The following is a 23,514-nucleotide window of genomic DNA, read 5'->3' as shown; positions in this document are numbered from 1 at the left end:
GGTGTCGACCGCGACTAGGCGGCGATTTGTTCGGCGGGGACGGTGGCAGGCGATGTTGAGGGACGGACGGATTTCGTGCTGCGGTAACGCCAAATGGCGAACGCGACGAAAAGGAGATCGGCAATGATGAAACCGGCCACGTAGGTCTCGCCGCCGATGCCGAAGCCATAGCTATGCAAGCCCTTGCCAAGGACGAAGTTCACCCCGTACCAGGCCATCAAGACCGCCAGGAAACAGACGACGCTCGCCACGACCAGGCCGAACTGGGTCCACCACCCGGCCAGGCGGCCGTGCAAGGTGAGGATGTAACAAAGGAGCGCGATCAGCGCCCAGGTCTCTTTCGGGTCCCACCCCCAGAAACGGCCCCACGAATAATTGGCCCAAACTCCGCCGAGAATCGTGCCGGCGGCGAGGAGGATGACGCCGAGCTGGAGCACCCGATAAAGCCAGAAATGCATCGGTTGATCCGCGCGCGCGGCGACCGGATTGCGCGCGTAGCGGAAAAGAAGGATGTGCCCAAACCCCATGGCGAGCGCGAACGCGGCGTAGCTGAGCGTGATGGTGAGGACATGGATCGTCAGCCAGAAGTTATCGCGCAAGACCGGAACGAGCGGGTCGATGCTCGAAGGCATGGCAATCGGCATTTGATGGACGAGCAGAAGCCCGACGAGCGAAACCGGGAGCGCGGCGAGGAGATAAACCGGCGCGCCGTAGCGCGCGAAAAAGATCATCCCGAAGAAAGAAACGGCGAACGAAACCCAGATGATGGATTCATACATGTTCGTCACCGGCGGACGGCCCGCGATCAGGCAACGCATGACGATTCCGCTGGCGTGGAAGAGCAGACCGGCAATAGCGATAACAACTCCGGCGATTGTGAGGTAGCTGCGTTTCTGTCGTTCCGGCGCTTCGCGCAGCGAAGCGGCTACAGAAGATGCCCGCAGATGGGCGATTGCCAGCAGAAGGAGCGCGATCCCGTAAGACCACGCCGCGCGATAAAATCCGTCCCAATGATTGTAGAAATATTCGAGACGCAGCTGCTTCTCCTCGGGATAAATTTTCGGGCTCAGCCCGCGCAGACCATCCCGCAATTGATTCGCCGCGCGGCTAAACGCGAAGCCATCGCCCTTGACGTAGGCATTCGCCATGGCCTGCAACGGGGTCTGGACGGGAGCGAACTGGGTCTCGTTGTAAAACTGGGCGAACGCCGGCGGCACGATCCAGGGATCGGTCGTTTTCTCCGGCGCCGGCACGATGAGAAACGCGCTGCCGTCCAGGACATGGGAAAAAAGCGTGAGACGTTCGGTCACGCTCATCACTTCACTTTGGAGACGCGAGAGCGGCTTCTCCGCCTTGCGCAAGGCGTGAGCCTCGCCCGCGAGCGCATTCAACTCCGGCATCGCCGCCAGGCGCGCGAAGGGAAAACGTCTTTCCTCTCCCGGCAAGGCGAGCTTTTCTCTCAATTCTCCGAGCGACACCAGGATCATCGGCTCGCTTTTCCAATCGTGGGTATCGAGCAGCATCGAGAGAATCACATCGTTGGCCTGCCACGTTTTGGCGCCGGAGGTGTAGGTCGAGCGGCCGGTGAGCTTGATCAATGTCTCACGCGCGAAGGTGTCGAGCGGTTTGCGCCGGCCGCCATCCTGAATGGCGAGTAACCCGAACTGTTTGAAATCGAGTGAGGAAGAATCCGCCGCCGGCATACTCGCGGTCTGGGCGAGGACAGGCGCAGCCCGCAACAACGTGCCCAGGATAAGAGCGGCGCAGAGGAACGGAGTTTTCACCACGGAGGCACTGTATCGAAGGAGCGGTCGTTCCACAACGGCCAAGCCCCGCGCTCCGTCAAGGCAGGTTAAAGATTTCCACGAGTGCGACGCCCCCGCCGCCGTCTTCGCCGGAAACGATTGCGGTGTAAGCGCCCGGCGTCAGGTCGGCCACCATCGCTGCTTCCGCGTCGCGGCCCGGTGGCAATCCGGTGGCGCGAATCGCTGTTTCCTGGGTCTCCCGCCAGTTCTGGTTCCGCTGCAGGACCGCGCCGTTCGCGTCGCGCAACTCAAGGGCGGGATTGGAAAGTGTTTCCGCGACACCGAACTCCGCGAGCGATGGTCCCAGCGCGCGGATCAGGATTTTGGCCCTATCCTGGCCGCCCAGAATAAAACCGCCGATCATGACCGAGTCCCCAGCCTGGACGGAGCCGCGCGTGCTGATATTGGCCAGCTCGCAATTAGCGCCCTGGTCGAGATCGTAGACCTCGACCAAAGCGTTGCCGGTCGTTTCGTTCTTGCCGCGCAAGGTGGCAGTGTAGGCGCCGGGGGCGAGCGTCGCGACGATCGCGGACTCGAGATCATTCTGGAGAGCGAAGCCCCTGGCCTGGAGCTGGCTCGCGGCCGCCGAGTCGTCCTTCCAATTATCATTTTCGCTAAGGAGGCTTCCGTCGCTTCCTCGCAACTCGAGAATAGGATCATTCAGGACATCAACCAGGCCGGCTTGTCGCAGGGACGGACCGAGCGCGCGAATAGCCACATTCTTCGACGCGCTGCCGGTAATGATGAATCCGCCGATCATAACTTTGTCGCCGGTCTGGACCCGCATGCGGGTCGAGATGTTCAGGGCCTGCGTTTTTCGCGACCCGGGAGAGGGCGATGTGCTGGGAGAAGGACTTACCGTTGCGCTGGGTGAAGGGCTCGCGGTTGCACTTGGGGAAGGACTGGCGGTTGCACTTGGGGAAGGACTGGCGGTTGCACTCGGAGAGGGACTCACCGTAACGCTTGGCGAAGGACTCGCGGTTGCGCTCGGAGAAGGACTCACCGTTGCACTTGGCGAAGGACTCGCGGTTGCGCTCGGAGAAGGACTCACCGTCGCACTTGGAGAAGGGCTCGCCGTTGCACTCGGGGAGGGACTTGCGCTCGGGCTGGGAGAAGGACTTGCAGTTGCACTGGGAGAAGGACTGGCAGTCGCACTGGGAGAGGGACTCACCGTGGCGCTGGGAGAAGGGCTTGCGGTTGGGCTCGGTGACGGAGAGGCCGTTGCGGAAGGGCTTGGCGTCGGCGAAGGCGGCTCTGGCGGAACGATGATCGTCGCGCCAGCCGTGGCCCGATCCAACGATTTCAAATAGAGAATCAGCGCGTCCAAATCGTTCGCCGACAAATGGGAAGTCTTTCCGTGGGTGTCCTTGATCACCTGGATGTTGTTCGCGGCCAGCGCGGGATTGATCTGTCCACCGGTCACGAGCGGGATGAGATTGCTCGTTCCCAGTTGATCGATCTGCGCACGACCATCCGGGTTTGTGACAAAGGGACTGTCGAGGCTGACCAGGATCTCTCCTTTGGCATCGCCGGCCAGGGCGCCCGAGCTATCGGCGAAGCTGATCGGGACCTGGGTGGGCAGGACCACCGCGGGCCCGCCGAGGAAGCTGGTTGCCGTTGGCCGGCTGTGATCGGTCCGGACAGTCCGGAAATTAAAGCCGCGTTCACCGGGCGCGAGCAGAGGCGAATCTGGCGTGAGCAAAACTTCACGCAGCGTGTGGGCCGCGCCGTAGTGCAAATATTTCGGGACCGCATCCCAAACCGCGCGGAGATGTTTGGTGTTCCGGCTGCTGAAATTCTGCGGCGTCCCGACATCCTGGGGTGGCGCGAACGGTTCGAAAAAGTAATCGTTGCCAGGCCGGAAGAAAGGGCCTTCCCCGTCCACGGTATCTTCGCTGATCACGCCCGGTTCATGAATGTTGTAGTCCTGGAAAGTGTCGTCCAGGATCCCGTTCGTAAATTTGTTCCCGTTGTGATGGCAATCCGCGCAGCCGGCGCCGCCCTGTGAGACTTTGCCGGTAAAGATCTGCCGGCCCCGCTCGACTTTCGCCGCCTCCGAAGAGCTCGGAACTTGCGCAAGAGGATTCGGGAAGAGCCGGGTTTCGTTCTGCGACCAGAGAATTTGGAGGTATGCCAGTTCGTTGTAACCGACCTTGAAAGCCTTTCCATTCAACTCCGGCCGGCCGATTGCCCGCGAGTTCTCTTCTGTCTTGCGCAAAACATAATCCTCCCGCGCGTGCATCCGCTCCGCCATGTCGGTCTGCGGGAAAAGCGGAGTGGGCGCGCGTTCACCGAGCAGCACTTCGCCATTGCAAGCCGAGGCGTAGGCCATGAAATCGTTATTCAAACCCTCGTACCATTCCGGCCAGTTATCGGAGATGTCTTTGTTTTGCGGGCAAACTTTGACGCCGCCCACCGCGTTCGCGGCCACATTCCATTGGCAGCCATCCTGCCGGCCATCCCAATGACAAAAGCCGCAGGATTTTTGCGCGTCGAACCCGCCGGGAGTCACGCCGGCGACCGGTCCGTCATCGGCATACGCAGAAGAGAAGAACCAGCGCAGCCCCACTTCTTCATCGGTCGCGAATAATCCGGAGCCATTCCCGCCCCTCGATGGGTCAGGGGTGCTTGGCGTAACCCCGACCGCCAGATAACCCTGGCGAGAAAGGACCCCGTTTTGGTCCACGCTCAGAAAGGAAATGTCCTCCGTCTGCAAATGGGCCGCGTAAACCGTCCGGCCATCAGGAGAGACTTCAATGCCTTCCGGGGTAATGCCACCGGTGAACTCGAATCCGAGCGGCGTTAGAATTCCGGACACATCCGCCGGGGCTTGATTGATCCGAAAAACTTCGACCTTGTCCGAGTGGATCATGGTGACGAAAAGCAGTCCGTTTCTGACCGTCATCTGTTCCGGCCCGCTTCCGCGAATGATCTTCTGCGCCTCGGTATGGTCGTGCAGGTCCACGATTTGCCCGGGAGTGACGAGCTGCGAGAAATCCCGGCCCTTGTCGACGTAGCGAAAGATAAACCGGTTCGTCTGGGTATCGAAGATGTTTAGCTCGCTGCCGATGTCGTCGAACGTTGTCGCCTTGGTCGCATCGCTCATCACCGGCGTGTAGCCAAGGGGCTGGCCATTATTTCTGATGGCCACGCCGTTCACGATGGTCGGCACTCCATGTCCGGTCTCTTTCTCATTCAGCACCGTGTTTGTTTCCTGGCCGGACACGATCCCCCAGCGACCACTGATCTTTACGTCCGTGGCCAGACCGCCCACGTTCAGGTTGCCGATCAGCGTGTTGGCGTCGTTCGCGACATTGATCGCGGCGATGGTGTGCCCGAGCGTGTTCGCCACGTAAAGGGTCCGTCCATCCGCGCTCAAATCCAGATCACGCGGATTCGCTCGCTCAAGCTCCGTCATTCCCGTTGGGATCTCGGCGATTTGAGTAAACCGCGGACCCGCATCGATGCGAAAAGCGCGCACCTGATCCTTGAACCGGTCCGTCAGGTAGAGCCGGGTTCCGTTGCTGTTGAAGATCGCTTTCTCTCCGTAGGTGCCGGTGGGAAAATCGCCGAGGACGGTATCGGTGCCGGTGTCGATGACCGAGGCGAAATTGCCATATTGATTCAGGACAACGGCGTAAGGCCGCGGATAAATCGCCGGGTTGAGCGGAGAGATTTTCACGCTGATCGGGCGCAGACCGGCGGCCACTCCGGGCGGCCGCAGATCGATCCACTTCAGCACGCGGCGGGTGGCGGTATCGACCACGGAAACCCGCCAGTCGGGATATCCTTCGCGGCCAGGCAGTGCGACGTAAAGTTTAGTCCCGTCGGGAGTCAAAGCGATGGAGCGAGGTTGACTCCGGAACGGCTGCTCGCGATTCGGCCAGAGCTGACTGCCACTGTGGACCTGCGGATTATTCGGATCGATTCGGGTGCCGGGATCGGGCCGGCCGTTAATATAATCCGCGCCGAACATGATCTTGGTGAACCGCTGCATTCCGCCGCGTTCTCCGGCCGCTTCGGGCCCCACGATTTCCTTCACCGGATCGCTGGTCGGTCCGGTGATGACGCGGCCCCGCGAATCCGCTTTGACCGCGGTCGTGAAGAAACGCAATGCCAGCGGCGCTTCGGCGCTGGTGGAAAGGACCTGCATGGTGAACGGAGCCGAAAGTTGCGGGCGGGAAGGGGTCGCAGCTCGGGATTTGGAAACCGACACCCAGATCAACGGACAAAGGGCGAGAGTGATTGCTGCACCGATGAGGGGCCACGTGGTTCTCTTTGGCTTCGTCATACCCGCGGAAAATAGGGAGCCGACTAAGCACGCGCGAGCAGTGAAATGTAACGGAGTTGTTACCTTGCCGGCGGAGGTGGGCGCATCCCATTATCCTTTCAGGCGCGCCCGCCTTTCGCTAAATCTTCCGTATGAAAACAGCCCTGTTCGCCTTCCTCTTTGCCGCTGCCACCGCGTTCTGCGCGGAACCCGCTTCCGGCCCGATCAAGATCGGAGCGTTCAGCTTTGTCGTGCCCGAAGGCTGGAGACAGGTGACGCCGTCGTCGCCGATGCGGAAAGCGCAGCTCGAGATCGCCCGCGGTCCTGCGAAAGCGGAGGTGACGTTCTTCCAGTTTGGCGGCAGCGAAGGCGGTTCAGCGGCGGACAACGTCGCCCGGTGGTTCGCCCAGTTCCCCGGCAGCGATGACAAACACATCACCGAGCAGGCCCAGGTCGGGGCGGTGAAAATCACTTTCGCCATGACCGAGGGAACGTTTAGCAGCGGCATGCCCGGTGGACCCACCACCCCGATGGAGGCTTACGCGCTGTGCGGCGCCATCCTGGAAAGCGTGGACGGCAATGTTTTCATAAAAATGACCGGCCCGAATGCCGTCGTGAAAGAATCAACCGAGGCGTTCAAGAAAATGGTTTCAGAAGCCGCGAAAGGCGCCGGGCCGAAAGCTTAAACGAATTCAATTCCCTAAAATCAAAACCCTAATTCCCATGAAACATCTCGTAACTCTGTTGGTGGCGATGACCATCGCCGTGCTGACGGCCAGTGCCGCGGCGGCAAGTTCAATCGGGCAGGCGCTCGCCGACCTCGAATCTCACATCAAATGGAGCGCGGTGGACGAGGCCTGGAAAGGCCTGCGGCCAGACTGGGTCCGAGCTACGGCGGCCTGTGACGAAGCGGCCTGTGTCGCGGCTCAGATGCTGAAGCTGGAACAGAACGTGAAGTGGAAAGCGGTGGATACAGCCTGGCGCGACCGAAGGGCCGGCTGGGTCAACGACTGCAAAGGCGCAATCACGGACAAGGCGGTAGCCAAACTGTTGCTGGAATTCGAAGCGAACGTCCGCTGGCGCGCGGTCGACGAGGAATGGAAAACCCGCCGGGAAAGCTGGGTTACCGAGCTGAAAGCCGACTAATTCAAATCCGTCCTGCTCCCCAGACCCTGGCCGCCCCAGCTCACGGTTATTTCTCCGAAAGAAGTTCCTGGAACCGCGGATCGTTTCGCAGCGGTATCCAGGCGGGGTCGAGCCGGAGCAAAGCGGGCGTTAAGACGATCTGCTCTGGTCCGATGTATTTCGTCGAAAGCAGGCGCCGCAAATCGGCGATCGCCGCGTCGTTTTCACCGAAACGCGCTTTGACCCGCGCGAACGCTTCGTCGAACGAAGCGCCAACCACGGCATCGACCGAGGGCCGAAGCGCGATCGCTTTTTGCGCCGCGGAAAAGGCCGGGTCTTTCTCTCCCAGCCCGGCCAGGGCTAAGGCCAGATACAAATGGGCTTCGGCGGAGGCGGGCTGCGCTTCGAGAACTTTCATGAGTTCCGCGCGAGCAGTTTCATAAGCAGCGCGCGCCCCCGTCGCATCGCCCGCCAGTTCCTTGGCGAAGCCGAGTTGATAGCGATATTTGCCCGCGAAAAAGCCGGCCGGCGCCGGGGGGTGGGCGAATGCATTTTCGATCAATTTGATTGCCTCGGCGTGCAGGCCCGCAATCAAGGGGAGCCGCAATTGAATCTCGAAGATGTAATCGGTGCTCGGTGATGGCGGCACGGAACGCATCGCCTTTTCGGCCGCTTCCAGGTTTCCCTCCGCCAGGTTGAGCCGTGCGAGCCCGGCGAGAACCTGCGGGTTTTCCGGGGCAAGGCCGAGAAGCCGGTCGACGATCGTGTGCGCATCCGCGAACCGTTTCAGGGCGAAATAAGTAATGCCGAGTTGGGAAAGCACCGGGACACTCTGGGGATCGAGCCGCGCCGCCTGTTCCTGATGCGCGACCGCCTCTGCCCAGAGCGCTTTTCGGCGTTCGATGAGGCTAAGGGCCACGAGCGTGTCCGTGTTATTCGGCAGGCGGGCCAGCGCTTCCTTGAAAGCGGCTGCGGCCGCGTCGTAATCGCGTGAGATCATGTATTCGAAATAGCCGCTCGCCAGGAAGGTTTCGCCCGTGCCGGGCGCCAACTCGCGCGCTTTCTCCGCGGCCAGCTTCGCTTTTTCCACGCGCGCCGGGGTGCGGTCGTAGCTGGCCCAATACATGCGGCTGTGCGCGACCGAAGCGCGGGCCCAGGCCTGGGCGAACTTCGGATCGAGGCGGACCGCCGCGTCGAAGTAGTCCGCCGCGCTCGTAAAGGCTTCGACACTCTCCCGATTGCTCGCCACGACGGCGAGCCCGCGGAGATAGGCATCGTAGGCCGCCGGGTTTTCCGTTGCTTTCGTCGCGATGGCCACCTTTTCCAGGCCGGTCAATTTCGCCCGCAACGAATCGGCGACGCGTTGGGCGACCTCGCTTTCCACCGCGAAAAGATCGGTAACGGTGCGATCGAAAGTTTCGGCCCAGAGATGGGTGTCGGTCTCCGCGTTGATCAATTGCACGTTGATCCGGACGCGGTCGCCGGACTTTTGGACACTTCCCTCGAGAATATGCGCGACACCAAGTTCCTTCGCGATCGCCGTCAGATTTTCCGGCGTGCTTTTGTAGCGTAAGGTGGAAGTGCGCGAGATCACCTTGAGCTCACCGATGTTGGCGAGCCGCGTCAGGATTTCGTCCTGGATTCCTTCCGCGAAATAAGCATTGGCCTTGTCTTCGCTCAACGACGCGAACGGCAGAACGGCGATTGATTTGCCGCCGGTCTCCCCGCGCTGCTCCGGACCGGTCATTCCGAAGAATCTTTGACGCAAATTCGGGCCGCCAAGGAAAAGCCAGGCGACGATTGCAAGGACGACAATGATCGGCACGATCCATCCAAGGCGCTTCCGGGCGGGAACGCCCTGGCCGCCGACGCTGACGGTTCGTTTTATTCCCTCGGGAGTCATTTCGAAGGCCCAGGCGAGGACCAGCGCAATCGGGAACCCAAGCAACACGAGAACGACGACGAGCCGCATTGCCCAGGCCGGGATTTGCAAGACCGGAAAGGTCGATGTTGCCACCTGGATGACGAGCCAGCCGACGGCGGCGTACCCGACGGCGGCCTTGTAAACGTTCCGCCGCCTCAGTTCGGAAAAGAAATTACGCGGATCCATGGGGCGCCCTTTGTCTTAAATCAGCGGGCCAAGATAGCGACCCATGATCACGACGTCGTGTTCGACGCTGTCCACTTTTGCGACCCGCGGCAGAACTCCCCAGCGTTCGAAGCCGGCTTGTTCGAAGAGACGCAGGCTTGCCTCATTGTGGGCGAAAATGCTCCCGACCAGCGCGCTCAAGGCCAGGCTGGGCGCCCGCGCGATGGCCAACTCGAGAAGAATCCGCCCCACGCCGGCGCGACGGAATTGCTCGTGCACGTAGACGCCGATTTCCGCAGTGCCGCGGTAAGCGCTTCGTTTCTTGAACGGTTGGAAGCTGAGCCAACCGGCCACGCGACCATTCTTCTCCGCGATCCACAACGGATGGGTGCCGGACGAATGCTCGCGAAACCACGGCAGCTGTTGTTCGACCGAAACTTCCTCGAGCTGCGCGGTGGCAATCCGGCCGCGGATGGCGGCGTTGTAGATTTCGACAATCGCGGGGAGATCCGTTTCCGCCGCATCGCGGATGATCACGTCCTGGAGCGGCGCGCGGTGACCGTCGACCGGCCTTTGATCTGCAACGGCGGCGGTCATGAAACCGCCCCTAGACAGCGATGGCCTTGGTTTCGAAGAAAATGTTTTCGAACGTCGGCTGGAATGCGCGCCCCTTGGTTTCGCCGATCCGGAACCGGACACTGATTTCAGTCTGCGCGGCGCAATGCACTTCGACGTCGTTTCGTCCGCGCTCCGCGAGCATGGCGCGGATCGCGCCGGCCGCCAGTTCGGGTGTGTTGCAATCCCGGCTGAGGTGGCCGAGCACGACCCGTTCGAGTTTCCCGCTCAACAACTGTTCGATGACGGTGGCGGCCGCCTTATTCGAAAGATGACCGTGGCGCGACTGGATCCGTTGTTTCACCGGCCAGGGCCGATGCGGATCGTCCTGCAACAGCTTCTCGTCATGGTTGGTCTCGATCACGAGGGTGTGCACTTTGCGCAACCGTTCGACCACCATCTTGGTCGCGTAACCGAGATCGGTAATGAACCCGAGCGAGCTTTCACCGGAGTGGAATGCGTACCCGACCGGGTCGACCGCATCGTGCGGGACGGCAAAAGTTTGGACATGGATATCGCAGATGGTGAATTCCGCGCCGGTCTGGAAAAGCCGCCAGTTCCGGTGTTCGCCCAGCGAACCGCACCGGACTGCTTCGGCGGTGAGCGAATTGCAATAGATCGGGACATGAAATTTCCGGCAGAGCACTTCGAGACCACAAACGTGATCGCCATGCTCGTGGGTGAGGAGGACACCATCGAGTTGCGCGGGGGTGATTCCGCATTGGGCAAGGCGCAGGACGATCTGGCGGGCGCTCAATCCGCCGTCGACCAGGAGACGGCAATGATCGGTGGCGACGAGGGCGGCGTTTCCGGCGCTGCCGCTGCCGAGCATGGTCAAGGTGAACACGCTTTGATTAGTAACGGACAGAGCTTCGTTTCACAAATCGGAAATGATTTTCGCGCGGAAAAAGCGCGCGCGCGTCGCTGATTACTCCAGTAACCCGGCGATTTTCGTATTCATCAACGCGAGAATGCGCTGCTTCTTCGCGCCGTAATCGAGAGAACGAAAAGCGCGGATCTCATCGAGCCGCCGCATGCCGTTGAGGGTATCGAGAAAGTTCGTGTAAGTCGCCGCCAGTTCCGTCGTCTCGAGATAACGTCCCCGGAGATTGGCGGACTGAAACGCACCCGGATCCTCCGAAGCGAAAAGGTGAAAGCGCAGCCAACGCCGGTCGGTTCGCGAAACCTTTTGCGTCTTCCGGAAAAAAGCGACGAAAAGGAGGAGGACCAGATACGTATCCACGCGGGCCTGGAGCTCGAGGTTGCGCGCGAAATCTTCCGAGGCGATCTCGCGCTCTCCCTTCTTGAACTGCAACGCCGCGTGCAAAGCGTGGTTGATCTCTTCCACGAAAGCGATGAGCGACCGGATGTTGCGATCGCTCAGGCCAGCGCGCGGATCGTGGCGCTCGAGCTGTTCGATCAGCCACCGGGAATAATAAATCCCGACGTAAAGCTGATCGTCGGCGCGACGAAGAAACGTCCGGGCGAGCTCGCTCAGTTCGCGCGCATTCGCGCCCGCCAGGCGGGAAAGCTGCGCGCAGCGGCGCGAATCGATCAGGCAATCCTCGAGGTTGATCCCGACCTGGGCGTAAGTGCGCTCGAACAGCTTTTGGATTTGGCTGAACAGGGTTTCGTTCATTGGTAGGGACAGCGCGCTGCGCTGTCCGATTCGCGCCACCAGGTCGGACGCCGCAGCGCGGCGTCCCTACCAAAGCGAAAGAGCGTCTCGTTCATCGCGGAAGATCACAAATGCAGCGCGGCGCTGTCGTCGTCCAAGTTGAGAATCGAATCCGAGAGCCGGTTCAAGGCACAGCGGACTTCGCGAAAGCGATCGGCCAGATTTTCGTAAACATCGCTCAGCTCGCACCGGCGCGCGGTCGCGTGCGAGGCGACAAGCTGGTAGTTCGTCCGCCCGACCTGCTCGTAAAAGGCGAGGTCGGGCGCGCCGCGAAGACTGCGCCGTTGCGTGTTCTCGTGGAAAATTCCGCTCAGGAAGAGGGAGTAATTGCCGACGTGCGCCCGGAGCAGAAACGCCTGCTCCGAGGTGGCGCGGGTCAGCGCGATCAACATGTCGGAAACGTATTGCCGCCCGGCCTCGTCGCTCATGTGGGGCGCCTGCAAACCGCTGACGCGCGAAAATGTTTCCAGAAGCGAGGCGACATAATCGCACAGTTTGCGGTCCGTGATTCCGGCGTCGCGCAGAACGTGGCGGGCGAGCACGTAGAAATAAAAGTGGGACGAGATCCGGAGCTGATCGGCGTTGGAAAGGATCGCATCCACCAGGCGCGGATGATCGAGCACTGCATCGCGGGTTTCGGCGTCGCTGAGGAGATCGACGAGGGAGACATGGTCCGTCTGGGACCGGGAAAGGGTGCGCACGACAAAATCAAAATCCGCCGCCGTGAAGCGCGCCCGACAATTCGCCTGGATCATCGGGAACCCATCATGAGCATCAGCAATGCCGTGTTCAAGCCTGCATCCTTCCGCGTCCCGCAAACCGATCGCGCTTTAGCTCCATCCCGATAGGAAGCAGGATGCGCCAAGTTCTTTCGTTCGACATCCAACTAGTCCACATGCCGGCGCGTATTTTGCTAGGCGAATATTCCACATTGGACGAATTGTATTGACATGTCGTCTAACTAGTCCACTCTCGCAATATGGCACGACCCGATCTTGATCCGCTCACACAACTTTCTGATGACATCGTTCGACTCGCTCGGCTGGCGCTGACGGGCCGAGCGCAGGATGTGCAAATGTTTGTGCGACGCCTGGCCCGTCGATATCAGGCAACGCTTCCAGGATTAGCGACTCCCCTAACCGCTCTAATGCGCGAAGTCCCTTCGCGCGAATCTCCGCTCCGCCGCGATCACGCTGCAGCGATCCCGGTCGATGTAGATTCTCGATTCCAGCTTCTCAGGTTTGAGCACACAACCGAGCTAGAATTGGAACCGATATTTCGTCCATCTATTCAACATGCCCTAACTCACCTGGTACAAGAAAGGAAGCATAGCGCACGATTAGACACGGCTGGGCTTTCCGCCACGCGGTCGGTCCTTTTTACTGGGCCGCCCGGTGTCGGCAAAACACTAGCTGCTCGCTGGTTGGCATCTCAGCTAAGAAAGCCACTTCTCACCTTAGATTTGTCAGCAGTGATGAGCAGCTACTTGGGGCGCACGGGTAGCAACGTTCGTCATGTCCTCGACTACGCCAAAGGAGCTGATGCCATTTTGTTTCTCGACGAATTCGACGCAGTCGCAAAGCGCCGGGATGATGCGGCAGAGATCGGTGAACTAAAGCGCCTCGTAACTGTTCTTCTGCAAGAAATAGACGACTGGCCGCCATCGGGATTATTACTTGCTGCGACGAACCACCCAAACTTGCTCGATCCCGCTGTGTGGCGCCGCTTCGAGATGGTTTTGGACTTTCCGCTGCCAACGAAGGAAGAAGCTGCCGCGGCGATACGGCAATGGCTGCCGACTGTTAATGAAACGCTCATTCTGGCGCTGGGCGCAGCCTTTGCCGGAAGATCGTTTAGCGACGCAGAAAGAGAGATCATGTTTCTTCGACGCACTGCAGCGATGCGAGATGAAGCGATTGATGAACACGTGAAGGCTCTAATTGCCTCGCATATGTCCAATTTAAGGCGATCCGATCGCCAGGATATTGCAGTTCAACTTGTGCGTAGTGGAATCACATCGCAACGCGAGGCGCGGACACTTACTGGTGTTAGTAGAGACACCATTCGTAAAGCAGGCCGTGCTCCCGCGAAACCTCGACCCGTATTAAGCAATGCCAGATAAGATCAATTTTCTTCTCGGACACGGAGAACGGTTAACCAAAAAAATATCGGCGCCTCCTACGAATCCAGACAAGGCCCAACCATATTCCTTCGAGGAAGCGAGGGGTCGGCTTGCTCCCATGTTAGTGGCCTCGGCAGCAACAATTAGAAGATTACCTCAATTGGCATGTCCGAGGGACGAGGCGGTCGCCATCTTGCGCATGCATCCCGAGTTTGTCGCCAAAAGCTATTTTCCAGGGCGGCTACTTCAAGACGTTGGTCTGGAGGCCATCGGAAGTCGTCCTACGCGCGCGAGACCAGCAAAGTGGACGCGAAAAGGCGAACCGGACGTCGTTGAAACCACCGATCTTTTCGTTGCCGCCCCGCGCGCTGTTTTCGAACGGTGGGCGCACAGTTTGCCCGAATGGGGTGAACAACAGGTGTCCGCTCCTGACCTCTCACACATCGAAGCAATTCGACCGCAGGAGTCAACGGATCGAATTCAGCCGATCAACACCACGGACGAGCGCATATTCTTGGAGGTTGTCCTTCATGCTTCTGCCGACCGCCGCTCCGAATTCATCATTGAGGCATTTGAAGCGTGGCTGAAGTCGCTTGATTCCATGCCTTTGATCGACCGGCGATTGCACGTTGGTGGACTATGTTTTTTGCCCGTTTCCGCACCGACCGAGAAGTTGTCAGCCATTGCGGAATTCACCTTCATCCGCACCGTTCGCCAAATGCCGCGACTTCGTATGTTGAAGCCGCCAATTATCCGAACTGTACGGCCGCGAAGATCGTGTCAGTTGCCGACGGCCAACGCACTTAGTGCAACATCAAGCGTGGCAATTTTTGATGGCGGCATGTCCCCGACGTCACCTCTGACAAAGTGGATCACGCCGGTGGATCCCCCAGGAATTGGTCCAAGTGTTCCAGAGTATCTGGAGCACGGGCACCAAGTATCATCAGCTTTGCTCTTCGGTGGAATCGACGTCACTGGTAAGCCTGAGATACCATTTTCTACGGCTACTCATTACCGCGTCCTGGATTCAGATTCGCCTTCAGATCCGCTAGAACTATATGACGTACTTCAGCGAATCCGAAATGTGTTAGGGAGTCAACGCTACGACTTCATTAACCTGAGTATCGGTCCAGAGTTGCCGATTGAGGATACGGATGTGCACGCTTGGACGGCTTTTCTTGATGAACACCTTGAAGACGGAAATGTGCTTGCAGCAATTGCTGTTGGAAACGGAGGGGAAAACGACCGGGAGACTGGAAACGCACGCATTCAAGTTCCCTCGGATAGCGTGAACGGTCTTGCGATTGGGGCATGTGACTCGCCATCGATTGGCTGGTCACGCGCATTGTACAGTTCCTTCGGGCCCGGAAGGAGTCCGGGTATGGTTAAGCCGGATTGCGTAGATTTCGGCGGGTCCGAGAGCGAGCCATTTAACGTAGTTGATAGCACCGACCCTACGCGGTTGGATGTAACCATGGGTACTAGCTTCGCTACGCCTGCAGCATTACGGACGGCGATTGGTATCAGGAGCTACCTCGGACCCATCATGACCCCCTTGGCTCTAAAGGCGTTGCTGATTCACTGCACCGAATGCGACACTGACGATCGCACTGAATGTGGCTGGGGACGGGTCGCTCAAAGTATTGAAGACCACATTATTTGCCCAGATGGAACAGCCCGTATCATCTATCAGGGCGAACTCACCCCAGCTCAGTTTTTGCGTGCGCAGATACCGGTCCCCACTTCAGAAATGAAAGGCAAGGTAGGTATTCGCGCGACGTTTTGTTACGCAACCCGAACCGATCCTGAGCATCCCGGAAATTACACGCGCAGCGGTTTGGATGTGAAATTCCGACCCCATGATCAACGTTTTACAGTTCGACCCGGAGCGGATGTTGCGCCGGGCCAGCCTGACAGCAAACCGTTCTTCCAGCTGCGAGAGTTCTCGAACGAAAGCGAACTACGCCGGGATGCGCACAAATGGGAAACCACTCTTCATCGGGCGAAATTTTTTAAGCCTCAAAGTCTGCGCAATCCCGTCTTCGATATTCACTATGTCGCGCGAGAAGGCGGCGCTCCCGTTAACGTAGCGCAGAAGATACGCTATGCTCTCGTTGTGACCGTTTCGGCTCCGAAGACCGCGGACCTGTATGACAATATCAGACGACGGTATTCAACAATCCTCGTCCCGCTTCGCCCGGTGATCTCGGTTCCTCTCTACGTTTGATCGACGTCTTTAAGAATAGGCGCGGCCAACCTGTTCTGGGTGCACTTTTGATTCTAGGCTTGCGAGAATATCCATCTTGTTCAAGGCGGGTCGTCTACCATACGATCACCGACAGATGATCTGGATTCGCGTTTTGATGGCAGCTGTTTTTTTCATTCTCCTCAGCGCGCACCTGTTTGGGAATGGCGGTGCATGGCAGACCGGGGTGCCGCTCACCGGCAACGGCGCGGCCAGCGACCAAAAGAAAACGACCAACGTCACGATCGAGGATGAGAAACTGACGATCGATCTCCATCAGGAATTCGCGGCGGTGGAAGTCCGTTACCGGATGAAGAACACCGGCGGCCAGGTGGAGCAGGATTTCGTTTTTCCGGTGGAACGCTGGGCCGAATCAGATTCGGGCGAAGGAGGCGATACCCCGACCGATCTGGAGGGTTACGCGATCAAGGCGGACGGGACCGATCTGAAGGTCGAAAACGTGGACGCGAAGGGCGAAAAACCGAAAGCGGAAAAGGATCCGAGCTGGGGCGATTTCCCGCCCGGGAGACGGCTCTGGAAGAAGTCGAGCATCCCGTTCACCCAGGGTCAGACCCGGGAAATTCTGATTCGGTATCGCTCGCCTTACGCGGCGAACCAGAGCTCCGTCTCAGACGATTCGCATTCGGCCGCGCTCTATTTTCGTTATTCGCTCTCGCCGGCTGCGACCTGGAAAGGGCCGATCGGGAAAGGAAAAATCACGGTCAATTATCTTCACCCACGCCCGGAAGAAATTTCGATCGCGAAACCGAAGGACCGATTCAGGAAAGTGACCGACACCCAGTTCGTCTGGGAATTCCAGAACCTGAAGCCAACCCTGGCGGACGACATGAAGATTATCGTCCATCCCGAGTACAACACCTATCCGGCGCACGGCGAATTCCAGGTGAACTACGAAGACCAGAAATTCCGGGCCGAGTACGTCATCGAAAAAAACCGCTACTTCGTTCAGCACAGCGACTACGACGCGGTGGCGAGCTCGACCCGCAAACCGCTCCCGGCGCCGACGCCCGACCCTGGCAAGAAGGAATCGGACGACGCGGAAGCGGAGAGCGAGCGCACGTTCGAGGTCGAACACATCAAGGGCATGTCCTCCGGCACGTGGGCGGAAGGCGTGGAGGGCGATGGGATCGGCGAAAACATTACGCTCACGGTGCACAAACCGAAGCCGCTCGACGCGATCATGATCATGCCGGGATACAAGGCTTACGACGCCACGCTCTGGGCGAAAAACAATCGCGTGGCTGAACTGGAGGTCACGTTGAACGGCGAACACACCTTTACCGTGGCGATCCCGGATGAACCATTCAGCGCGCTCTATCCGATCCCGGTCCGCGGTTACACCAAACCGGTCAGCAGCGTGAAGCTGGTCATCAAGAAAGTGCACGCCGGGACGAGCGGCGACACCTGCATCTCGCACGTCGAGCTGCGAACGATCCTTTCCCAAAAACCGAAGATCCAAGGCGCCCGGTGAACTGGCGTTGGCTCGGGATTGCGCTGTTTGCCGCCACCTCGCGGTGGGCCGGGGCGGGGCCGATCACGCTTCCCATTTATTTCGAGGACAACCACGCCGGGTCGTTCTACTGGCTGGCCGGTCAGCTCGATCTCGACGAGGAACACACGCTCGTTCATTTCGACGCGCACACCGATGCGTCCGGGATTTTCGATTCGGATCAAATTCGGGAACGCCTGCGCCGGGTAGGTTCGCTGGAGGAACGGCGGGAGCTCCTGGAACGCTGGCGAAAGAAAGGCGCGGTCCAATGCTTCAACTGGATCGAGCCGCTCATGCCGGCGCCGGTCTCCAACGTGCTTTGGGTGCGGCGGAACGGGACCAGCGAAAATGAAGCGCGCGAACAACTCGATGGGCACCTCGAAGCGGCCCCGCGTGTGGCCGGTTCGTTTCGCGACCGTTACCGCGTCGTTGAGTTGGATCGTCTCCGCGCCCAGCTGAAGGATGCGCCGCCGGTCATCGTCACGATCGACCTCGATTATTTTGCGGACGTGCCAGCGAATCGGCGCGCCGCGGAATTCGAGCGGGTTTGGAGGTTCGTGGTGGAATGCAAAAATCTGCGCGCGGTCACCATCGCCATTTCCCGGCCTTACCTGAAAAGCGACGAACAGGCGGACGACCTGGTGCGCCTGGCGCTGGCGGCTTCTTTATCGTTACCGACGGCGACGATTCAATTCGAGCCGTTCACCAGCGTCGCGAACGATCGGTCGTTGCGCGCGCGGGAATTTCAAAGGCGAAAGGAGGAAATCCCGGCCTTCCGTCTCGCGAACGCATCAAAAGAATTGCGCGCTCTTCTCCTTGCGAACCGTAACCGGATCGCGGTGCGGACAATGCCGGACCTCTGGGACCAGCAGCTCGAGGCATGGGAGAAGGAGACGCCGGTTGTTCGACTCGCGGTCAAAGATCATGAGCCGTCGACCGATCGGATTTGGCGGGTTCCAGCGGGCGAAGGGACCGAAATCGAAGTTGAAACGGACGCGGCGATTTCGCGGATCGAATGGGTCGCGCTCGTGCCGGAATACAAGCGGTGCAACCTGACCGACGACGGTTCGGACAAGAGCCGATTCGCAGTCGGGGCGCCGCCGCGACCGAGGTGGCGCGAGGTCCGGTTGCCGGGAACGGAGCGGACGATTTCTCTCGCCGTCGCCTGGAGGGCGATGGCTACAGAAGACTTTGGCGCGGTGAGACTAAAAGCGCACGTGGAGATGGACGGCCACCTCCGGGAAACTCCGCCGATCGAGGTGCGGCGGTTCGCAGGTTCCGGTTTTCGCGCGGCAATTACAGAACAATTTGGGTTGCCGTATCTTTTCGGGAGCGGGGAACTGCGAGCGGGCGGCGAGACCGGCCCTGAGACCGGGTTCGGCGCGGATTGCGCGAACTTCGTCGTCTACGCTTTGCGCCGGCAAGGCTATCCGGCGGCCTGGTCCAATCCGAAGCAATTGCAGAAATATCTCGAACCAGTCGCCCGGAATGTCCGGCCCGGGCAAGGAAAGGTCGACTCGTCGGCACTCGAAAACGGCTTAATCGTTCACCTGGGAAGTCACGTCGCGGTGGTGATGGAAGATCGGCCGCCGCTCGGTGTTCTGGATAGCGGCGACCGGGTCGCGCATCAACTGGAAGGAATCCCGGAGATCCTGTCGTTAGGTCGACTCCTCGCCTCGCGCAAGGCGGACCGGTTCGATCTTTGGCAGGTCCCGAAGAAGCGCGAACAAATCGACCTGTTGGTGGGTGGTGACGTGATGCTGGGCCGCGGGGTGGGGGACGAGATCGCGCGCGGCGCGGATCCACTCGACGGGGTTCGGGCCCTGTTCGATCAGGCCTTCACGAGGATTGTTAATCTGGAGTGCGTGGTTTCCGACAAGGGAACAGCGATTGCCGGAAAACGTTATTGCTTCCGAGCGCCGCTCGAGGCCATGCGAGTCCTGACGGCCGCAGGGATTAGCGGCGTCAGTCTGGCGAACAATCATGCCGGCGACTTCGGACCAGAGGGATTACGGGATGCGATTGCTCGCCTGCAGGCGAACAACGTGTCCGTGATCGGAGCGAACGGACCGGAGATTTACAAGACGCGGACTGGCCTGAACGCCGCGGTCATCGCGCTCGACGATACGAACGACGAGAACGCCCTCGATCGAGATCGCGTTGCGGCTGTGATCGTGGAAGCGCGGCGGCGGGCCTCATTCGTTTTGGTTTTCATGCATTGGGGTGAGGAAAACAGCGACGGGGTGACCGGGCGGCAACGTGAGCTGGCCCGGTGCTTGATCGATCACGGTGCGGACGCGATCGCCGGGAGTCATTCGCATTGTCTCCAGCCGTTCGACGCTTATCGCGGCCGGCCCATCCTCTATTCGTTAGGCAACCTCGTCTTCGACGGCGCCCCGACGTTGCCGAGCTGGAACCGAGGACAGCTTCTGGCTTTCGATCTGGGCGGAGTCCGTCCTTCCTTTCAGCTGGTCCCGGTGCAGCTCGACGCCCGCGGCTTCCCGCAAATCCCGGAATCCGAGACCAAGGAGCGGCGGTTTACAAACCGCCGAACGAAAACAGACGGCGGTGTGGACAGCGCCGCTCCTTGATTACTGCTGCGACGCCGAGAAAATTTTCGCCACCGCAGGTCCTGCTTTCTCGCGCAGCCGCGTGCAGGGCGCTTCAAAGAAACGGTAGAGCAGCGCGCTGAGCAAAATCGAGCCGCCTATCTGGAGGGCGAAAGAAAAAAGCGCCTTAGGCAACCGCATCGGCGCGTCGGGCCCGAGTCCTGCGCGGGTGACGAGGAGGAAAACCGGGAGGTGGACCAGGTAAAGACTGTAAGACCAAAGCGCGATCTTCCGCACACTCATGCTGGCGAAATTTTCCGCCGCCAGTCTCAGGGCCGACGCCCAGGGAAGGAGCAGAGCGAACCCGAGCGAGACGAGCGTGAACCGAAACGTTCGCGCAAAAAAATTGTCGTCGCCAAAGGCGAGATGGCCGTTCTCGAATTTCCACAGGGTGGCGTACATGGCGATGAGCAGGATCGAACCGCAGAGAGCACAGAGGAACGCAGAGCGAAGCCAGGTTCTTTCGAAACGGATGGATAACCACGCCGCGATCATGCCGATCATCAGGGCGTCGAACCGGTAGATGACGACCATGCGCATTTGTTCGGACCAGGTCACATCCGGCGCGCCGGCCCCTAGGGTGCGCGCGGTGGTGGAAAAGGCGAAGAAGGCGAAAGCAGCGGAGAGAAAAACGGCGTCAAACCGTTTCGTGAATTTCAGTCCGAGCCAGAGCGCGGCCGGGAAGAGGAGGTAAAACCATTCTTCGATCGCGAGGCTCCATGATTCCGGAAAGAACGTCATCCGGAATGCGGTCAGGTTCCGAAGGAAAAATCCGTGCCCGAGCGCTTCGCCGAGCCCGACATCGTGCGCCCGAAACGCTCGCTCGAAGAGAACATTGACGGCGAGAAAAAGAAAAAAGAGGGGCAACGTTCGGAACCAGCGGCGGACATAGAAAACCGCGACCGCCCCGTCCTGGCCCAACCCCGCGCCCTGCCCGATCAGAATCCGGCCGATCAGGAAGCCGCTGAGGACGAAAAACAGTTCCACGCCGTAAAAGCCGCCGTGGCCGAAGACCCCGAGGGGTTCGCCGAAGTGCGGGTAGAGCACGACGAAACCGTGGGCGCAGATCACCATCATGATGGCCGCGGCCCGGAGAAGATCGAGGCCGAAAACACGGCCGGTGGCGCTCACGATTTTCAATTCTTTTTCCGATGCCCCACCATCTCGCTCTCCCAGGTTCTTCGGTCGACCCGGGTGAGGTTCTTCTCCAGTCCGCGCCGAAGGAGCGGCCGATGTGGAATATCGACGAGATACTCGGCGATGAACCAGACCCCTTTCTCCGCTGTCATCCAGCCCCGGCGATCGAACCGGGCCAGGTCCACCGGTTGGGAATAGCGCCGCAGAGTGCGTTCGCCGCGCAGGTTGAAGTAAGTGTGGAAATAACTGAGGGCCAATTCGCGCAAGGTCCGATAGACCGGTTCGCGATACCGGCAGCCGGAAAAATTCGATTTCGCGATCGCACCCCAATGCCCGTGGATTTTGAAGAGGGCCAGGACATGATCGGTGTCCTGGTCGGCCTCGAGATCGAGGAGCAAAGGCGGAAATCCGAGGACGCGGAGTGCGGCGGCCGCGAAGATCGCCCCTTCAAGGCAATGCGCCGTCTTCTCGTGCAGGACCTTTCGCGGAGACCAGGCGGTCCCCGCGAGGTGATACGGGATCTCGTCGAGGAAACGCTGGATGCCCGCAGGCGTTTTAAGGGCCCGCAGCTGGCGAAGTTCAGCAGCAGTGAAATCGGTGGAAGTCGGCATCGGAGAATGGTGAGCGGGACAAAGCTGTCTTCAGCGCCGGGCGGCGTCGCGACGTCGACATTTGGCTCGGGAAGGTTTTCTCACGTCAGCGGGTAACCTGAAGCACCTATTGCATCACGTGGGTTGTGTTACACCACGGACCGGGAAAACGCAGCGGAATAAATGATCCGGCGGCTGTTCCGGGTTGCGCGTCAGTCAGGTTTTTGTTTTGCTGGGCGGCGTCGGGAATCGCATGCCCTCCACTGTTACCTTCCCCGGGGTTTTTATCGAAGAAGTAAGCAGCGGCGTGCACCCGATCGAGGGTATCCCGACAGCGACGACCGCATTTGTTGGTTGGGCGCGGAAAGGGCCGCGGAATAAGCCGACCAAAATTGTCAGCTTTGACCACTACGAGCGGATCTTCGGTGGCCTCTGGCGGTTCAGCACGATGAGCTACGCGGTGCGGCATCTTCCTCAACGGCGGCTCGGAAGCGACGCGAGAAGCGGGGTCTGGAAGGCGCCCGCCGGTTTGGAAGCTTCGGCCAGCGGAGTAACAGGCGGCGATCGTCGGGACTGAGGCGGAAAATGAGGCGTTGAATCCGCTCCGCATCAATTGTCTCCGGAGTATTGCCGGCTCGGCCGCGGTGGTTTGGGGAGCGCGAACGCTCGCCGGAACGGACAGCTCGATGACGGAATGGAAATACATTCCGGTCCGCCGGACGGCGAGATTCGGCTGAACGCAGGCGCGTTCATGCACAAGCTCTTTCGGCAGGGCGCCTTCCAGGGCCAGACCCCGACCGAGGCTTACTTCGTGAAGTGCGACCAAACGACGACCACGCAGGACGATATCAACGCCGGCGTGGTCAATATCGTGGTCGGCTTCGCGCCGCTTAACGAGCCGAGTTCGTCGTGATCAAGCTCCAGCAGTTGACCGGACAGACGGCCACCTGATTGTGGCGGAAGGGGTGGGATTCGAACCCACGGTGAGTTTAACCCCACGCTCGATTTCGAGTCGAGTGCCTTAAACCGGACTCAGCCACCCTTCCTTCGGCACGCCGGTCACCCGGCGTTCGCAACCGCCATTATGGGGTGGGCGATTGCGTTTGTAAACCGCGTCTCAGAACCCGCGGAGCGGCGGTATTTGATCATTCCGGGTCTAGCCGTTAACCGCTGATTTTCAGGGCCTCGGACATGCGAGGAGCATGAGCGTTTCTCGGCGGCCATGGAATGAAACATCTGTTGAAGACAGACATCGAATAATCCGGGTCAGTACTCGATTTTCGGATCCGGTTCGATAAATGCCCGGATCGACCCGGGTATCGCGACAGCGCTTTTGCGCGCTTCGGTCGAACGCCGCATTAAGCGTCAGTCGCCTTTAACGCAACGCGATATCATCGTTGAAGCTCTATCCGACTGACTGAAAAAACACGGACATCTCAATTGGCATCGTTCGAGGAGCGTAATATCCCCAAAAAACGACAGACGCCGTCTACAAATCCGCTTTTCTGAAAGTTGCTTGACCAAAGACTCTAACTTTGTGAACGATTATGGGTTGTTCCCCATATGTACAGGACGCGAAGTAATCCCTTTTCGATGATCGCAGCCGCAACTGCGGCAAGCGCCATTGGTTTGTTTTTGGGCCTCTGGGGCGATCCGAAATGTAGAAGCGTCCCGCTCGCATTGTCGTTCGCCCTTCTGAGATCGTCTCCAGCAAGCACC

General features: G+C 59.7%; 17 protein-coding genes and 1 tRNA gene. 8 read left to right on the top strand and 10 right to left on the bottom strand.

Annotated elements, in window-relative coordinates:
• Window positions 1-14: 14 nt before the first annotated feature.
• Together ccsA and VJU77_05815 are read right to left on the bottom strand one after the other, a co-directional pair.
• Window positions 15-1,784 carry a cytochrome c biogenesis protein CcsA gene (gene ccsA, locus VJU77_05820; protein HKP02866.1) on the bottom strand — a complete coding sequence of 590 codons (1,770 nt, stop codon included), beginning with the start codon at window positions 1,782-1,784 and terminating at the stop codon, window positions 15-17.
• Between the two features lie 58 nt (window positions 1,785-1,842).
• Complete coding sequence (locus tag VJU77_05815) at window positions 1,843-6,096, bottom strand: beta-propeller fold lactonase family protein (protein HKP02865.1); 4,254 nt, start codon at window positions 6,094-6,096, stop codon at window positions 1,843-1,845.
• Window positions 6,097-6,227: 131 nt separating this feature from the next.
• On the opposite strand from VJU77_05815, the gene VJU77_05810 reads away from it, so the two are divergent.
• Together VJU77_05810 and VJU77_05805 are read left to right on the top strand one after the other, a co-directional pair.
• Complete coding sequence (locus VJU77_05810; GenBank protein ID HKP02864.1) at window positions 6,228-6,761, top strand: hypothetical protein; 534 nt, start codon at window positions 6,228-6,230, stop codon at window positions 6,759-6,761.
• A 37-nt stretch (window positions 6,762-6,798) separates the two neighbouring features.
• Window positions 6,799-7,221 (top strand): hypothetical protein, encoded by a 423-nt coding sequence (locus tag VJU77_05805; GenBank protein ID HKP02863.1) that lies wholly within the window; start codon window positions 6,799-6,801, stop codon window positions 7,219-7,221.
• Between the two features lie 46 nt (window positions 7,222-7,267).
• On the opposite strand, the gene VJU77_05800 is transcribed toward VJU77_05805, so the two are convergent.
• The 5 genes from VJU77_05800 to VJU77_05780 form a co-directional block, all read right to left on the bottom strand.
• Window positions 7,268-9,310, bottom strand: coding sequence for a tetratricopeptide repeat protein (locus VJU77_05800; protein HKP02862.1), 2,043 nt, complete (start codon window positions 9,308-9,310; stop codon window positions 7,268-7,270).
• 15 nt (window positions 9,311-9,325) lie between these two features.
• Window positions 9,326-9,886, bottom strand: coding sequence for a GNAT family N-acetyltransferase (locus VJU77_05795; protein HKP02861.1), 561 nt, complete (start codon window positions 9,884-9,886; stop codon window positions 9,326-9,328).
• A gap of 10 nt (window positions 9,887-9,896) precedes the next feature.
• On the bottom strand, window positions 9,897-10,751 hold the full coding sequence (locus VJU77_05790) for an MBL fold metallo-hydrolase (protein ID HKP02860.1): 855 nt from the start codon (window positions 10,749-10,751) through the stop codon (window positions 9,897-9,899).
• 81 nt (window positions 10,752-10,832) lie between these two features.
• Window positions 10,833-11,543, bottom strand: a complete 711-nt coding sequence (locus VJU77_05785; GenBank protein HKP02859.1) for a hypothetical protein — start codon at window positions 11,541-11,543, stop codon at window positions 10,833-10,835.
• 104 nt (window positions 11,544-11,647) lie between these two features.
• A complete protein-coding gene (locus VJU77_05780) occupies window positions 11,648-12,337 on the bottom strand; it encodes a hypothetical protein (GenBank protein HKP02858.1) in 690 nt (229 codons plus the stop codon).
• Window positions 12,338-12,561: 224 nt separating this feature from the next.
• On the opposite strand from VJU77_05780, the gene VJU77_05775 reads away from it, so the two are divergent.
• The 4 genes from VJU77_05775 (at window position 12,562) to VJU77_05760 (ending at window position 20,050) form a co-directional block, all read left to right on the top strand.
• A complete protein-coding gene (locus VJU77_05775) occupies window positions 12,562-13,704 on the top strand; it encodes an ATP-binding protein (protein HKP02857.1) in 1,143 nt (380 codons plus the stop codon).
• Between the two features lie 199 nt (window positions 13,705-13,903).
• On the top strand, window positions 13,904-15,931 hold the full coding sequence (locus VJU77_05770; GenBank protein ID HKP02856.1) for a S8 family peptidase: 2,028 nt from the start codon (window positions 13,904-13,906) through the stop codon (window positions 15,929-15,931).
• A gap of 115 nt (window positions 15,932-16,046) precedes the next feature.
• Complete coding sequence (locus VJU77_05765) at window positions 16,047-17,441, top strand: hypothetical protein (GenBank protein HKP02855.1); 1,395 nt, start codon at window positions 16,047-16,049, stop codon at window positions 17,439-17,441.
• Window positions 17,438-20,050, top strand: a complete 2,613-nt coding sequence (locus VJU77_05760; protein HKP02854.1) for a CapA family protein — start codon at window positions 17,438-17,440, stop codon at window positions 20,048-20,050. The genes VJU77_05765 and VJU77_05760 overlap by 4 nt, the downstream gene beginning before the upstream one ends.
• Here VJU77_05760 and VJU77_05755 read toward each other — a convergent pair whose 3' ends face one another.
• Together VJU77_05755 and VJU77_05750 are read right to left on the bottom strand one after the other, a co-directional pair.
• Window positions 20,051-21,199 (bottom strand): acyltransferase, encoded by a 1,149-nt coding sequence (locus tag VJU77_05755; protein HKP02853.1) that lies wholly within the window; start codon window positions 21,197-21,199, stop codon window positions 20,051-20,053.
• A 5-nt stretch (window positions 21,200-21,204) separates the two neighbouring features.
• Window positions 21,205-21,816: a hypothetical protein gene (locus tag VJU77_05750; protein ID HKP02852.1), complete on the bottom strand. Its 612-nt coding sequence runs from the start codon at window positions 21,814-21,816 to the stop codon at window positions 21,205-21,207.
• Window positions 21,817-22,048: 232 nt separating this feature from the next.
• Here VJU77_05750 and VJU77_05745 point away from each other — a divergent pair, with 232 nt between their 5' ends.
• Together VJU77_05745 and VJU77_05740 are read left to right on the top strand one after the other, a co-directional pair.
• Entirely contained in the window at window positions 22,049-22,372 is a 324-nt protein-coding gene (locus VJU77_05745) for a hypothetical protein (protein HKP02851.1), read from the top strand.
• A gap of 117 nt (window positions 22,373-22,489) precedes the next feature.
• Complete coding sequence (locus tag VJU77_05740) at window positions 22,490-22,708, top strand: hypothetical protein (protein ID HKP02850.1); 219 nt, start codon at window positions 22,490-22,492, stop codon at window positions 22,706-22,708.
• A gap of 41 nt (window positions 22,709-22,749) precedes the next feature.
• Here VJU77_05740 and VJU77_05735 read toward each other — a convergent pair.
• Window positions 22,750-22,841, bottom strand: a tRNA-Ser gene (locus tag VJU77_05735).
• Window positions 22,842-23,514: the final 673 nt, after the last annotated feature.

This window comes from Chthoniobacterales bacterium (assembly GCA_035274845.1).
Classification (GTDB): Bacteria; Verrucomicrobiota; Verrucomicrobiia; order Chthoniobacterales; family UBA10450; genus AV80.
This window is presented reverse-complemented; position numbering and strand designations above follow the sequence as displayed.